Origin of the sequence: Ktedonospora formicarum, assembly GCF_016587355.1 — a bacterium.
Taxonomy (GTDB): Bacteria; Chloroflexota; Ktedonobacteria; order Ktedonobacterales; family Ktedonobacteraceae; genus Ktedonobacter; species Ktedonobacter formicarum.
Genome location: NZ_BNJF01000001.1, coordinates 2895286 through 2908918, shown reverse-complemented (window position 1 = coordinate 2908918; position 13633 = coordinate 2895286). Strand labels below are relative to the sequence as shown.

At 49.2% G+C, this 13633-nt stretch carries 10 protein-coding genes and 1 pseudogene; 7 read left to right on the top strand and 4 right to left on the bottom strand.

Features of this window, described 5'->3' with window-relative positions:
• Positions 1-46: 46 nt before the first annotated feature.
• From K3T82_RS12455 to K3T82_RS12435, 4 genes and pseudogenes are all read left to right on the top strand, one after another.
• Entirely contained in the window at positions 47-2101 is a 2055-nt protein-coding gene (locus tag K3T82_RS12455) for a tetratricopeptide repeat protein (RefSeq protein WP_220193773.1), read from the top strand.
• Positions 2102-2353: 252 nt separating this feature from the next.
• Positions 2354-3183 (top strand): annotated as a pseudogene (modA, locus tag K3T82_RS49880) (molybdate ABC transporter substrate-binding protein).
• A gap of 191 nt (positions 3184-3374) precedes the next feature.
• On the top strand, positions 3375-4196 hold the full coding sequence (locus K3T82_RS12440; RefSeq protein ID WP_220193771.1) for an ABC transporter permease: 822 nt from the start codon (positions 3375-3377) through the stop codon (positions 4194-4196).
• Between the two features lie 173 nt (positions 4197-4369).
• Positions 4370-4831, top strand: a complete 462-nt coding sequence (locus K3T82_RS12435; protein ID WP_220193770.1) for an SRPBCC family protein — start codon at positions 4370-4372, stop codon at positions 4829-4831.
• Positions 4832-4918: 87 nt separating this feature from the next.
• On the opposite strand, the gene K3T82_RS12430 is transcribed toward K3T82_RS12435, so the two are convergent.
• From K3T82_RS12430 to K3T82_RS12420, 3 genes are all read right to left on the bottom strand, one after another.
• On the bottom strand, positions 4919-6409 hold the full coding sequence (locus K3T82_RS12430) for an aldehyde dehydrogenase family protein (protein WP_220193769.1): 1491 nt from the start codon (positions 6407-6409) through the stop codon (positions 4919-4921).
• 301 nt (positions 6410-6710) lie between these two features.
• Positions 6711-7979, bottom strand: coding sequence for a transcription termination factor Rho (rho, locus tag K3T82_RS12425; RefSeq protein WP_220193768.1), 1269 nt, complete (start codon positions 7977-7979; stop codon positions 6711-6713).
• A 467-nt stretch (positions 7980-8446) separates the two neighbouring features.
• Positions 8447-8971, bottom strand: coding sequence for a hypothetical protein (locus K3T82_RS12420; RefSeq protein ID WP_220193767.1), 525 nt, complete (start codon positions 8969-8971; stop codon positions 8447-8449).
• A gap of 529 nt (positions 8972-9500) precedes the next feature.
• Between K3T82_RS12420 and K3T82_RS12415 the strand changes: the two genes are divergently transcribed.
• The 3 genes from K3T82_RS12415 (at position 9501) to K3T82_RS12405 (ending at position 11988) form a co-directional block, all read left to right on the top strand.
• Positions 9501-9956 carry a hypothetical protein gene (locus K3T82_RS12415; protein ID WP_220193766.1) on the top strand — a complete coding sequence of 152 codons (456 nt, stop codon included), beginning with the start codon at positions 9501-9503 and terminating at the stop codon, positions 9954-9956.
• 333 nt (positions 9957-10289) lie between these two features.
• Positions 10290-10772, top strand: a complete 483-nt coding sequence (locus tag K3T82_RS12410; RefSeq protein WP_220193765.1) for an FtsB family cell division protein — start codon at positions 10290-10292, stop codon at positions 10770-10772.
• 436 nt (positions 10773-11208) lie between these two features.
• Positions 11209-11988 carry a gamma-glutamyl-gamma-aminobutyrate hydrolase family protein gene (locus K3T82_RS12405; protein WP_220193764.1) on the top strand — a complete coding sequence of 260 codons (780 nt, stop codon included), beginning with the start codon at positions 11209-11211 and terminating at the stop codon, positions 11986-11988.
• Between the two features lie 161 nt (positions 11989-12149).
• Here K3T82_RS12405 and K3T82_RS12400 read toward each other — a convergent pair whose 3' ends face one another.
• Positions 12150-13232 carry a BMP family lipoprotein gene (locus tag K3T82_RS12400; RefSeq protein WP_220193763.1) on the bottom strand — a complete coding sequence of 361 codons (1083 nt, stop codon included), beginning with the start codon at positions 13230-13232 and terminating at the stop codon, positions 12150-12152.
• Between the last annotated feature and the right edge of the window lie 401 nt (positions 13233-13633).

Genomic DNA, 13633 nt, shown 5'->3' with positions numbered 1-13633 from the left:
CAGGCATAGTCTATGAAGCTAGAAACTATCCTCTAGCAACACAGTTATGGCAAAAGCAGTAGTGAATAGGGACGCAGAGAGCGCAATGAGCGACGAGCAGCAATATTCCGAAGCCCATGATCTGTATACACAGGGTATACACTATAGCCAGCAGGTGGGAGAAGAGCATCTGGAAAAGGCCATCTCCTATCTGCAAAAGGCTCTAGAACTCTATAATATTCACCATACGCCTATAGAATGGGGCCAGACACAGAACACGCTGGGAGAATGCTACTCTCTCCTGAAAAAAGGAGGGCGCGAGCTTAATCTCAGGCGTGCTATCACTTGCTATCAGGCGGCATTGGAAATCTATACACGTGATCAGTTTCCGGATGCATGGGCTCAGGCCCAATACGGCCTCGGGATGGCTTATCTCTCACTTCCCAGCCAGGAGGACCCCCAGCCAGGACTAGCAAAAGCACTGCTTCACCTCCAGAATGCGCTTAAGGTCTATACACTGGAAGACCATCCGCTGGCATGGGCCATGACGCAGAACAGTTTAGGCAATCTCTATTGTCTCCTCCCAGATGAGGATCGTTTCTCGATCCTGCAACAGGCCATAACATGCTACGAAAACGCGTTGCGTGTCTACACCAAGAGCCGTTCAGCCGAAAACTGGGCCATGACCCATCTGCGTCTGGGTAATGTGTATGTATTTCTTCCAGGTGGAGACAGGCAAACGCATTTGCGTCGCGCTATTGAGCACTACCGCTCCTCGCTGGAATTCAACACATATGAGCATGCGCCTGAGCATTGGGCAGACATCATGCATAGCCTAGGCAATGCCTACCGCAATCTACCTGCCAGTGAGGGAGAGGGCGAAGAGGACAACCTTCGCCAGGCTATCGCCTGCTATACACAAGCCCTGCAGGTATACAAGCAGGAGGACTTTCCCCTAGAATGGGCGGCAACACAAAGCAACCTGGGCATCACCTATAATCTCCTCCCCGAGAATAACGAGCAAACACGTCTGGAGCAGGCCACCAAACATTTTCTCAACGCTCTGGAAATATATACGTTTGAACATCATGCCGTCGAATGGGCGAAGACACAGAATATGCTGGCTCTCACCTATCTCGATATGCCTGATGGCGACCTGCAAGCCAACCTGAGTCAGGCTATCACAGGCTTTGAAGCGACCTTACGCGTTTACACACGGGAAACCTTCCCTATTGGCTGGGCCAACGTCCAAAGCAACCTGGGGCAGGCCTACAGCCGCCTTGAGAGCGGCGATGTTCAACAAAATCTCTATCAGGCCATTGCCAGCTTTGAAGCCTCATTGCTTGTCTATAATCGCAAAGCCTTCCCTTTCGATTGGGCGCGAGTGCAGTTCACACTTGGCAGTGTCTACGGCTCGCTCTCGGAGAACCGTCAGGATAACCTGCGAAAAGCTGTCGCCTGTTATAGAGCTGCGCTCCTTGTCTACAATCTTGAATATACACCCCAGGAATGGGCTGCTACGCAGAGCAACCTGGGCACTGCCTATTGCCAGTTACAGGACGAACAACGCCAGGCTTCTCTAGAGCGAGCTATTGCCTGTTTCAAAGCCGCGCTCCAGGTCTATCAACGGGAGACAAATCCTCAAGATTGGGGAAAGACACAAAGTAATTTAGGCTTTGCCTATGCCGAATTTGCTCAAGGTGAGCGTCAGCATAATCTCGGCCTGGCTATTGAACACTACGAGGCCGCGCTTCAGATTGACTTTGCCCAAACAGCCCCACTTGAATGGGCTTCCCTAATTTTCAATCTTGCCAATGCCTATCGAGAGTATCAGGAAGGCGACCGACAGAAGAATCTTGAAATGGCAATCGCCCTCTATCAGGCAACACACAAGGTCTACACTCCCAACCTCTTTCCACTTGAGTGGGCCGCCACACAGAATAATAGCGGCAACGCACTTCGTGAGCTCACACAGGGAAATGTTCGCGCCAACCTACAGGCAGCTATCATCTGCTATGAACGAGCCCAGCAGGTCTTTACAAAATTGCACATGGATGAGTACGCGCATGCTGTCAAGGAAAACATAGAATCCGTCCAGAAAGCGCTCCAAAATATACCATAGAGGCTCTTCTTCTCCTTAAAACCCGAATGTTGCTCAAAATAAGCTGTGTTCGTGCAAACGTACATCTTTCTTCACATAAGCTTCGCGCAACGAGCTAGAAGCTCGCCTTGACTTCCCTTATCCTCGCTTTGTATACTCAATGGGTGAGTACTTTATGCATAAATATCTATTGTTGATCTGAGTAAACTGGCATATACACGCCCGCTCGCCTATGTAAGCAGCCAGTACTCGGATAAGGAGGTCCTTCCAGTTATGCGGAAACTCTTGCGCATACTATTACCCTGCTTATTTGTTCTGCCGCTTCTCCTGGCTGCTTGTGGTGGTGATACAGGAGCCAACAATCAAACCAATAATCAAGCCAATGCCCCTGTAACGTTAAACGTTTTCGCCGCCGCCTCCCTCACAGAATCCTTCAAAGAGTTAGCCACAGACTACAAACAGACACATTCCAACGTGACCATCACCTATAACTTCAATGGCTCACAGTTGCTTGAACAGCAAATCGCCAACGGAGCGAACGCCGACATCTTTGCTTCAGCGGATACGACAAACATGAAGAAGGCCAGCGACGCGGGCTGGTAACAACGAGCAAGCTTTTCGCCCGAAATAAGATTGCGGTCATTATCCCGGCAAGTAACCCAGGCAAAATCAGCACACTCAAAGACCTGGGACAAAAGGGCAAGAAGATTGTTGTCGCCGCCCCTAGCGTTCCAGTTGGTAAATATATGCTGCAAGTGCTGGACAAAATGGGAAAATCCTCAGAGTATGGCAGCAGCTATGAGAGCACTGTAAAGAGCAACTTCGTCTCTCAGGAGGAGAATGTTAAAGCTGTTGTACAGAAGGTCCAGATTGGAGAGGCTGACGCAGGCTTTGTCTATCTCACCGACATCACCAGCGCAGTCTCGGACAAAGTGAAGATTATAGAAATTCCTGATACCTTCAACGTCATTGCCGAGTATCCCATTGCCCTCACCAAAGACTCGAAGCACGCTCAGGATGCCCAGGCATTCGTTGACTATGTGCTCTCAACAAAAGGGCAGGCTACATTGACCAAATATCGCTTCATCAGCGTCAATAGCTAAGGTCTTACACAAAAACCAACGCGCTGCCGTGCCCCCATATGGAGGTCGCGGCGCACTCAGGTTTTCTAATAAGGAGTAATACAGACCAGGCGTATCATTCCTATCAGGGATACATATAAGACCATCACATATTGACTCTCATATGTATCCCTTGAACACATAGACACAAGGGTTGCTTGGAGAAGATACATATGGAGCAAGCAAGGACTTACACAGGATGGGGGCGATGGAGTAACGGGCTCTTTCGCGCAGGAATTGGGCTACTCAGCACCCTATTTTTACTCTTCTTGGGAGTGCCACTGCTTGCGCTCCTCTTCCGTGAATCACCATCTGCGATATGGAACGAACTCCAACAGCCTGAGACTCTCCTGGCACTCCGCATTAGCCTCATCACCACAACCCTGAGCACACTTTTTGCTATCGTTCTTGGCCTCCCGGTCGCATATCTGCTAGCACGCAAACACTTTCGCGGGATCGGACTGCTTGAAACGCTGGTCACTATGCCAACTGTCTTGCCACCTGTTGTGGCAGGGGTCGCGCTCCTACTCACATTCGGACGCATGGGCCTGCTTGGCAGCTATCTCTCCACCTTTGGGATCACCATCCCATTTACAACTATTGCTGTTGTCATGGCTCAGACATTTATAGCCGCGCCTTTCTTTATCAATAGCGCAAAAGCTGGTCTGGAGCAAATGGACCAGCGCTATGAGCAGGCAGCCTATACCTTGCGCGCCTCTCCCTGGTATACCTTCTGGCGAGTCACACTACCCATGGTCCGTCCAGCGCTTCTGTCAGGTACCGGGTTAGCCTGGGCTCGAGCACTGGGTGAGTTTGGCGCGACTATCACCTTCGCGGGAAATTTCCCCGGCACAACCCAGACACTTCCCACCGCCATCTATATCGCCTCACAAGACGATCTGGAACAGGCCATCGCCATCTCGATCGTGCTGCTCGCAGTCTCCTTCGGCTTGCTCCTTGCCCTTCGCATCAGGCGGCGCTCCCCATCACTATAAAAACCTGACAGATCTAGGTCGACCCGGTTCGCTTGGCGCACTGTGTATGTTGATAGTAGCACGTACAGGTTAGAACACTATCTGTATACACGCCTTACCGGGACTACATCAACATTGATCGGACCAGTACCGAGGCTATGCGAATAGCCTCTCAGAAAGGGAAGGTTTCAACAATGGGAGAATATGAGCGCTCAATTAAGATTCAAGCCTCCAGGCGTAAAGTAGAAGACTTTATGTCGGATGTCAGTAATCTGCCGAAATACCTGCCAACCACTAAACATGCTGAGCCACAACATGGGGAGCGCGTTCGCGTGGAGGGTGAAGCCCACGGTCATCACTACGACGCGGATGGCTTCTTCCGCATGGATAAGCAGAACAATCGTATGGAATGGGGCTCAGATGGCGAAGAACGCTATCGCGGTTGGCTCTCAGCAAAGGGTGATGAAAACAAGGGTCCAACCGAAGTCACTGTCCATCTATCTTTTGAGCCTTCTCCTAAGATAAAACGAGAGTTACAGGAATCCGCTGGCTCTGAGGATCAGGAGATTAACGAAAGCCTCGACCATGCGTTGCAATCGCTCAAAAACCAGGTTGAAGGCAAGGGCGGTAAAGTCGAAGGGCGCACGGAACGCTAACGCGTCTCGCGTGATATCCGCGATGAAGACACCCGCAATAAGGGCGCGCATACAGTACGAGACCGTACGCGCGCCAACTTTGTTTTTTTAATTATCTATTTGCGCCTTCTGCAACTTACCACTATAATCTGTGTATACAACCTTCCATTCGGTAAAGACATCCAGACCTGCGATTCCGGCCTCGCGGTGACCGTTGCCAGTGCCGCGTGTACCACCAAAGGGTAACTGGATCTCAGCCCCCGTTGTGCCAGAATTGATGTAAAGAATGCCAGTTGTCAGATCGCGTATAGCTCGCTGCGTTTTATTAATGTCCTGAGTATAGATAGCACAGGAGAGACCAAATTTCGTCTCGTTATTTATCGCGATAGCCTCGTCAAACGAGTCGACAGCGATCAGCGAGAGCACAGGGCCAAAGATCTCTTCCTGAGCGATGCGCATATCGGGACGCACATCCTTGAAAAGGGTAGGGCGATAGAAATAGCCGTTTGCCAGTTCCCCTTCCGCTACGCGCTCACCACCCGTCACCAGTGTCGCACCTTCTCGCGCACCAATCTCAACGTAGGAGTGAATCTTCTCAATCTGGCTGGCATTGATGACGGGTCCCACATCTACCTGTTCGTCCAGACCATCACCCAGGCGTAAGCCTTCGATCCGTGGGACCAGTTTCTCTAGCAAGCGATCTTGCACGTCTCGATGTACAATCAAGCGACTACAAGCGGTGCAACGCTGGCCTGTTGTACCATAAGCGCTCCAAAGGATGCCTTCTACCGCCAGATCCAGGTCAGCATCCTCAAGGACAATCACAGCATTCTTCCCACCCATCTCCAGCGAGACACGCTTCAGCGCTTGCGCGGCTTCAACCGCTACATGGCGGCCCGACTCTGTCGAGCCAGTGAAGGAGATAACTGACACATCTGGATGGTGGATTAGCGACTCACCAACCTCCTGGCCAGATCCAAAAACGATATTCACTACTCCTTCCGGCAGACCCGCTTCGTAAAGAATTTCCACCAGACGTTGAGCACTATGAGGTGTATCGGAGGCTGGTTTGAGCACAACTGTATTGCCCGCGATTAAAGCCGGAAAGAGCTTCCAGGTTGGAATGGCAACCGGAAAGTTCCAGGGCGTAATGCAGGCCACAACACCAATAGGATCGCGTAAAGCCATGCCGCTCTTATTCGGAAGTTCAACGGGTACGGTATAGCCAAAGAGGCGGCGTCCCTCACCCGCCATATAATAGGCCATATCAATACCTTCCTGCACATCTCCCTGCGTCTCATTCAACACCTTCCCCATCTCACGCGTCATGGTACGGGCCAGGTCTTCTTTGTAGCGCGAGAGCAGTTCTCCCACGCGGAAGAGAATCTCTCCCCGCCTGGGAGCAGGTACAAGCCGCCAGCGCGCGAAGGCCAAGCGAGCGGCGTTCACCGCGTCATCGACATCGCGAGAGGAAGAGAGGGGAAAATGACCCAGCAACTCACCAGTCGCGGGATTATAATTGGGAAAGGTTCTACCATCGTGGGCTGCCTGCCAGATGCCGCCAATTGAGTTCTTAAAAACAGGTGCAGCGGTAGTCATGAAATTCCTCCTGACAAAGAAATACAGCGCTCCATTGGTATAGCACACTCTAGCGAGAAAACGAGAATGCATGCTTAGAATATAAAGCAATCTTCTCACTGTGAGCTAGAGGCATTTACTATGCTATGCCAAAGCCACAGCTACACGCAAGAGCGGCGCGGAGCGCTGTATAACGTATCTTAGGGAATATTCGATTCTTGAGTGGTCTTCCTTGTCAAACACTTAAGCATATCTGCGCTTGCAGCGCCATTGGCTTTGCGATAAGCAGGAACCCTAGTTCGTTTAAGCTCGTAAACGCTCGCTAGGAAATGCTCCCTTTAAGGGTTGCCAGGAACTCCATGTTATTGCTTGTCTTAGACATATGCTGCATGAGTGCATCCATAGCTTCCAGGCTGGTGCGTCCAGGCTGGTCGGACAGAGTAGCAAACATACGACGCATAACGACGACGGCACGCAAGGTCTTTTCGTCAAGCAGAAGCTCTTCGCGGCGAGTGCTAGAGAGGGAGATGTCAATGGCGGGGAAGATGCGGCGTTCGGCAAGTTTGCGATTCAGGACGAGTTCCATATTGCCGGTACCCTTAAACTCTTCGTAGATCACATCATCCATACGGCTACCAGTATCAACCAGGCAAGTACCAATAATCGTCAGGCTACCCCCTTCTTCAATCTTACGGGCGGCACCGAAGAAGCGTTTTGGAGGGAAGAGAGCGCTTGGATCGAGACCACCAGAAAGGGTGCGACCGCTTGGTTGTACGGCCAGGTTGTACGCGCGACTGAGACGGGTAATGCTATCTAGCAGAATCACAACATCGCGTCCACCCTCTACCAGGCGCTTAGCGCGCTCCAGAACCATCTCAGCGACGCGTGTATGCGCTTCGGTAGGCTCGTCAAAGGTTGAACTAATAACTTCGGCCTTCACAGACCGTTTCATATCCGTGACTTCCTCAGGACGCTCACCAATCAATGCGATCATCAGGTGTACATCATCATAATTAGTGGTGATGGAGTTTGCGATGGACTTGAGGAGCATGGTTTTGCCGGCTTTAGGAGGGGAGACGATCAGACCGCGCTGTCCGCGACCGATGGGAGAAACCAGGTTAATGATACGTCCAGAGATGTTCGAGGCACTAGTTTCAAGATTAAACATCTCGCGAGGCGAGATAGGCGTCAAGACCTCAAAATGCGGTCTGCGTTTGGCGACTTCGGGATCGAGACCATTGATTGCCTCGACGCGGAGCAGGCCATAATACTTCTCGTTATCCTTTGGAGGGCGCACCTGACCAGATACCATGTCTCCTGTTCGCAGGCCAAAACGGCGAATCTGCGATTGGGAAACATATACATCCATATTGCCCGGCAGGAAGCGCTCCTGGCGTAGGAAGCCGAAACCATCCTCAACAATCTCCAATACACCCGCACTAAAGATGTTTCCTTGTTGTTCGGTATTGGCTTGGAGGAGGCGGAAAACGAGGTCTTGTTTCTTGAGGGTACTGTAGCCGGAGAGTTCGAGGTCGCGAGCAATGTCGCGTAGTTCCGGCAGGGTTTTAAGTTCTAACTCGGCTATGTTCACGATATGTAGGGCGGCAAAGCATAATACTGCTTGAGGAAAACGCCCTTTCTCCTTTCTGGGTTGAACCAAGTTGGTTGGTGGGAAAGAAACAACGCTGAAAGCACAATTACAGGGGAAGAGTAGACTTCTCTGTAAAAGCATGATGTGGCATCGAGTAGCTGTGATACTTTGATGAAGTAAGAGGTGCCAGCGAATGGACCAAAGACAATGTACTACACATCGCCATTATCTGGGAATCTGGGACGTTGAATAAGACCTGGGCAGTCTACCATTGGTAACGTGGTACATAGCTTCGGAGCTAGCATGAATATACCATAAGGCACCAAAAGATGTCAAGAGTTAGAGTACACGTACAACACTCATGCTCTCCGGGCCAGTCGCCACACTATACCTCCTTTGTACACAATGCTAGTTCATTCTATATTCGGTGTGGAAAAACATAAAATAGCAGGCTTGCCAATGCGATACTAGCAAGATCCACGACCACGGCGGGAAGAATAGCGAGCACTAAGCCAACTCACCCAACCTGCGTCCCGTTGATTATCATAAAAAGGATACCACTCTCTGTCAATCCAGTCATTACAGTGGGATAACTGCTTTCCTAGTGAACGCTTCTCCAATTCGTTATCTACAACCCCATTCGCATGAGGATGTTGGCATATTCGCGGTCGCGGCGAGCCAAAACCATGCACATAATGCACCAGTTCATGAGCAATTGTGGTTACCAGGACACATTCAGGGACCTTTGCCATTTGTAGCAGCGAGTTTATACCAATAAACGAGAGGCTTTCATCTACTGTCATGCGAATAACTCCCAGGCGTGTCTTCCAGGGATAACAATATCCAATGCGAACTTCATTTACGGGTTGAATATCAGAGAAATAAGTCTGCCAGATTCGGTCAATATAGACATTTAAATCGCGCTCAATAAAAGGCGGTTGCATATCATTTATAGAATGCAACACAGAGGAAAGAGTGGTTGTTGAGAGCATTCGGGGACTCCTTAGCGCAGTAACACAACAGGTACTTTTGAGTCCAGTATAGCAACAATGCTCTAATTATGAACGCAACTTCTTGCATACATGCAATTCCCTCACCCTCTTAGATGGGTTTATATATGCAATGCATATTCGCTTTTCTAGTCAGATTTTTAATATGTTTTATTAACCATGATATTTTAAATGATTTTGAAGTTTAGCAATGAGTTTGGCGCCAGTTTGCGAAGCAGCCTTCCATGCTTATCAAAGCATCTCAGCATGACTTTCTTCTTAGATAAGAGATAGAGAAGAATACGCTCTACCATTCTTAAGATTCGCGTATACCAATTTTAACAAAAGAGCAGCATTCTGGCGTTGCAGGCACTTGAACAAAAGCTTAAAGAGGTCATAAGTAAAATTAGATTCCACTTAAAGTAGTAAAAAGCGCGTTTTAAATTGGCCTTTTTGGCAATATTTCCGTCTTTTTTCCGATATATATAAGCGTGTAGAGAATAGATAGGTAGCAGACGAAGGAGGAGACGAAATGCACTGGACATCAAGCGATACTGTAGCAATTTTAGAAGCGCCATCCGCGCAGGATCTTTCTATGACGCAAGAACCGGCATCTCAGAATATGGCTTATGCGACTGCACCAATCGAGATTGTGAAACCAAAGCAGGTGGTAGCAAAGCCTTCTACAACTGAAAAGGCAAGTGAAGAAGAGTTACATAGCTCTTTTGAGGACGCGCTTGAACAGCGCCTGAATTCAGGCGACTTGCGTTGTATCAGTGAGATGCTAGAAGAGTTGCCTCTCACAACCACAACACGGAGGCTCCCTCATACTGAGCCGCTTGTTTTGGAGAGCGATAGTAAGCAGAAAGAATCGCATACAATAGCGCAACTTAGTTGGAAGAGTTATGTGCTGATTGCCTCGTTCGCGCTTATCTGCATTCTTCTGGGCTTTGACATGATGGGCCTTCTCCTACTTTCGTCGCGCTAAGGACGAGTTGTAGGCAGAGGGCAAATCAACTCCCCTTGTCACCTCTCTCTGGTGCATAATACTCCTCCTATTTATTCCAATTCATGGCTTATATGCAACACTATCATACATTACTGTCGCAGGATCAAAGGAAAGCAATGGAAGTATTTGCGTGTCTATTGCGTTCTATTCTATAGAGGGCTAATCACACATCTCTCAACTGAGAGGCACAAGGGCTACACTTCTTATTCGAGCTACGAGTATGATACTTCTAGTGCGTTTATTTCGTAATATATATATACGGGCAAGAGTGCGGACAATATTGAGGCCCTTCACATATCGCAAGGAGGTTCTGTGCAGCGACGGATAAGAAAGCCACATTTCCCAGCACGCCCCGAGGAGAGCTATGGACATATCACAAGCGCGATAGGTCTGGAAGAGACGGTAGGGCGGCAAAGAGCTAGAAGACAGAACTTTTTTAAACATACACTCTTGTGGATTACAGGTTTGATATGTGTCGCTTTGTTGCTTGGCACTCTAGCCCAGGCATGGTCCAATAGCCAGCTAACACAGAAGCTTCAAAGCGAACAACAACGCTTGCAGGTTCTCCAACGAGAACACGATCAGCTACAAAAGGATGCGGACAAGTACAAGAACCCTGCTGTTATAGAGAACGAGGCCCGTCAACAATTAGGTTATGTGCGACCCGGTGAAAAGCCTGTAGTGGTTGTCCAAGTTCAGAAGCCAGCGGAGACTAAAACCTCATCTGACCACGCCAGGACGACAGAAACAAGCTATTGGCTACAATGGTGGCAAACTTTTTTTGGAGGGAATTAGACCTCAAGATAAGCCAAAGGTCCTCTTACAAGCCTCCAATTCTTGACATTACTTGTATGATAAATGTATAACATCTGTATAGAGATGTTAGAACAAGATTAAACGTCAGGTAGATCATTAGATGAAACAGAAGCGCTTACTTGTCAATTGCATAACCCTTATGATTATTCAGCTCCGACATTGGTTGGAGCTTACAGGGTTTGTAGTAGCCAGGAGAGCGCGTTTCGACGTATGAGGAAGTAGCCATTACCCGTAGCGAAGCGCACAAACATAAGTTTGGTGTTTCGCTTTTTTTATTATCTCTTTATTCGAAAACCTGAGTATGTCATAGATCCCTTACGGGGTCAGCGCTAGCAGCCTGAATAGCGGCTTTGGTTTTCATAAAAATCCTAGCTTGAGTTTTGTTCTTATACACAAAGGAAGGCAGTAACTGGTAATGCGTCCATTAATCGGAATCCCTTGCCACTCAGGAGTTGGTGCTGAATCAGATCGGCCCATATTCTTCAACAACATCGCGTATATACGAGCAGTAGAGACAGCAGGTGGAGTACCCATTCTCATTCCGATCCTCGACGATCTGGCTGGACTCCAGACCCTGCTTCCCCGCCTGGATGGAATCCTCTTCTCTGGTGGCATTGATGTGCATCCGCGCAACTACAATGAAGAGCCACATCCCGGGCTGGGCAAAACAAATCCTCAACTTGATGAGTTGGAACTGGCGCTAGCTCATTGGGTCATCAATGAGAATCTACCAACATTGGGTATCTGTCGTGGCATGCAAATGTTGAATGTCTCTTTGGGTGGTAACCTGTATCAAGACCTGGAATCACAATATCCAGATAGTCTGAAGCATCCGAATTGGGAGCTACCTCGCAATCAAAAGATTCACAATGTCAAAATTCAAGAAGCCAGCCGAATGGAAGCACTTTTAGGCCGTAATGAAATAGGCGTCAACAGCCTGCATCACCAGGCCATCAAGCAGCCCGGCACAGGTGTCATCATCACTGGACGTGCGGAAGATGGGGTGGCAGAATTGATGGAAGTTCCTGAGCATCGCTTTATGCTCGCAGCCCAGTGCCATCCAGAAGAGCTCTGGAACGATGAGCCAGCATGGAAGAATCTCTTTGAAGCCTTTATTGACGAATGCTCGCGTCCTCTTGTCAAACAGATTCATACGGTAAGTGACATTCTCTCAGTAAGCGCCAGGCCTGCGTAATTGCGCACTTCTCATTAGCAATCTTGCGTGTGCCAAAGACGTAAGCCTTACCTACCGGGGGAGAAAGAACAACATAAGACTTATGCCAATGCTGTCATATGCCAACGAGAGTCGAAAGCGGTCTTAGAAAAAAGATGCTGCTTTCGACTCTTGCGTTATATTTATGCGGGGATAGTCGCGGGAGGAACGAGCGAGCCACTCTTAATCATGGTAGCAAACTCATCAGCCTTGGCCTTAGCATCCGCTGGCACATCGCTTGAAGTTGGCGCATAACCAACACCATCATGCTGCAGATCGAAGACAGCAGGGTTATTGCTGAACTTGTTCTTCGAGAAGTCAACAATAGTGCTGTAGACCGAGGTATCAACACGCTTCATAGCACTGGTGATAACGCTCTTATGCAGGTACCCCTGGTCAGCATCAACACCGATACCGAACACGCCTTTCTGATTGGCAGCGTCCAGCGCGCCGACGCCACAACCACCGGCAACCTGGAAGACAATATCGGATTTATTCTGGTTGATCTGGCTAAGGGCCAGGTCCTTACATTTGGCGGTCGCGGCAAAGTCCTGGGAATAGCCAACCAAAACCTTAATGCTAGGATTCACCTTCTGCGCGCAATATTTATAGCCAGCGATATAGTGCACAACAGGAGGAATCTCCTGTCCACCAACGGCGCTAATGGTGTTTGAACCGCTCAACTGCGGAATCTTCGATTTGCCATCCAACTCCATTTGCGCGGCCAACGCCCCAACCAGACATCCAGCTTCCTGCTCTTTGAAGGAGATTGGTGCAACGTTGGGGAGAGAAGTGCAGTCAAACGAGTTCGGGGCAGTCGCGCAACCGTCGATAATAGCGAACTTCTTGGCGGGGAACTTTTTGGCAACCTGGTAGATCGCGCCATCCATCAAGAAACCGACGGCGAATACAAGATCAGCAGCCTGAGCAGCCTGGGTCAGGTTAGAGACATAGTCGTTCTGTGACTGCGACTGAATCACGCGCTCCTGGAAGCCCAACTCAGACTTGGCTTTGGTATAACCCACATAAGAGAGGTGGTTAAAACCATTGTCATTGAGGCCACCAACGTCAGTAACCAGGGCAACTTTCAGAGTAGAGTTGCCATTGGTGCCACCAGTGTTGCTATTGCTACCACCACAGGCAGTTAGCACCATTGTAAATAGAGCGAGCAATAGAGCGATCTGGATAAACCAGCCATACTTATTGCGCACAAACGGGCGACGCATTCGATAGGGTCCTTTCTCCTCTAAAAATAGAGAGATAAGCTTTGGTAGAAAACGTTATGTCGCAGCTGATCATTGCATACAATGTCGAAGCGCTCTTGCATCGACATGCACCAATACAAAAAGCTGCCGACTTCCCACAAAGTGGGGAAGGGTAACCTAAAAATAGGCAAACGGGCACCACCCCTCTTCTGCCGACTGCAAAGCCAGAGATCAGGGTTAATAACATTAGGATTCCCTGCTTAACTACGTCGAATAGAAGAGAATTCTCACATATCTCTATGGAAATGGAGTTGGCACATTCTTTATTGCCTGCTAGCCAGGTTAGTATACCATTTCTGATAGCATGAGGCAATTTGAGATATTCTGATTCAAGCCTCTCACATATAGCTCTATTGCCCACT

What these genes read in the sequence shown, in the direction of transcription:
- K3T82_RS12400 (WP_220193763.1), bottom strand. Translation starts at nt 13,232, where the DNA reads ATGCGTCGCCCGTTTGTGCGCAATAAGTATGGCTGGTTTATCCAGATC.
- K3T82_RS12420 (WP_220193767.1), bottom strand. Translation starts at nt 8,971, where the DNA reads ATGCTCTCAACAACCACTCTTTCCTCTGTGTTGCATTCTATAAATGAT.
- K3T82_RS12430 (WP_220193769.1), bottom strand. Translation starts at nt 6,409, where the DNA reads ATGACTACCGCTGCACCTGTTTTTAAGAACTCAATTGGCGGCATCTGG.
- K3T82_RS12435 (WP_220193770.1), top strand. Translation starts at nt 4,370, where the DNA reads ATGGGAGAATATGAGCGCTCAATTAAGATTCAAGCCTCCAGGCGTAAA.
- K3T82_RS12455 (WP_220193773.1), top strand. Translation starts at nt 47, where the DNA reads ATGGCAAAAGCAGTAGTGAATAGGGACGCAGAGAGCGCAATGAGCGAC.
- K3T82_RS12405 (WP_220193764.1), top strand. Translation starts at nt 11,209, where the DNA reads ATGCGTCCATTAATCGGAATCCCTTGCCACTCAGGAGTTGGTGCTGAA.
- K3T82_RS12415 (WP_220193766.1), top strand. Translation starts at nt 9,501, where the DNA reads ATGCACTGGACATCAAGCGATACTGTAGCAATTTTAGAAGCGCCATCC.
- K3T82_RS12440 (WP_220193771.1), top strand. Translation starts at nt 3,375, where the DNA reads ATGGAGCAAGCAAGGACTTACACAGGATGGGGGCGATGGAGTAACGGG.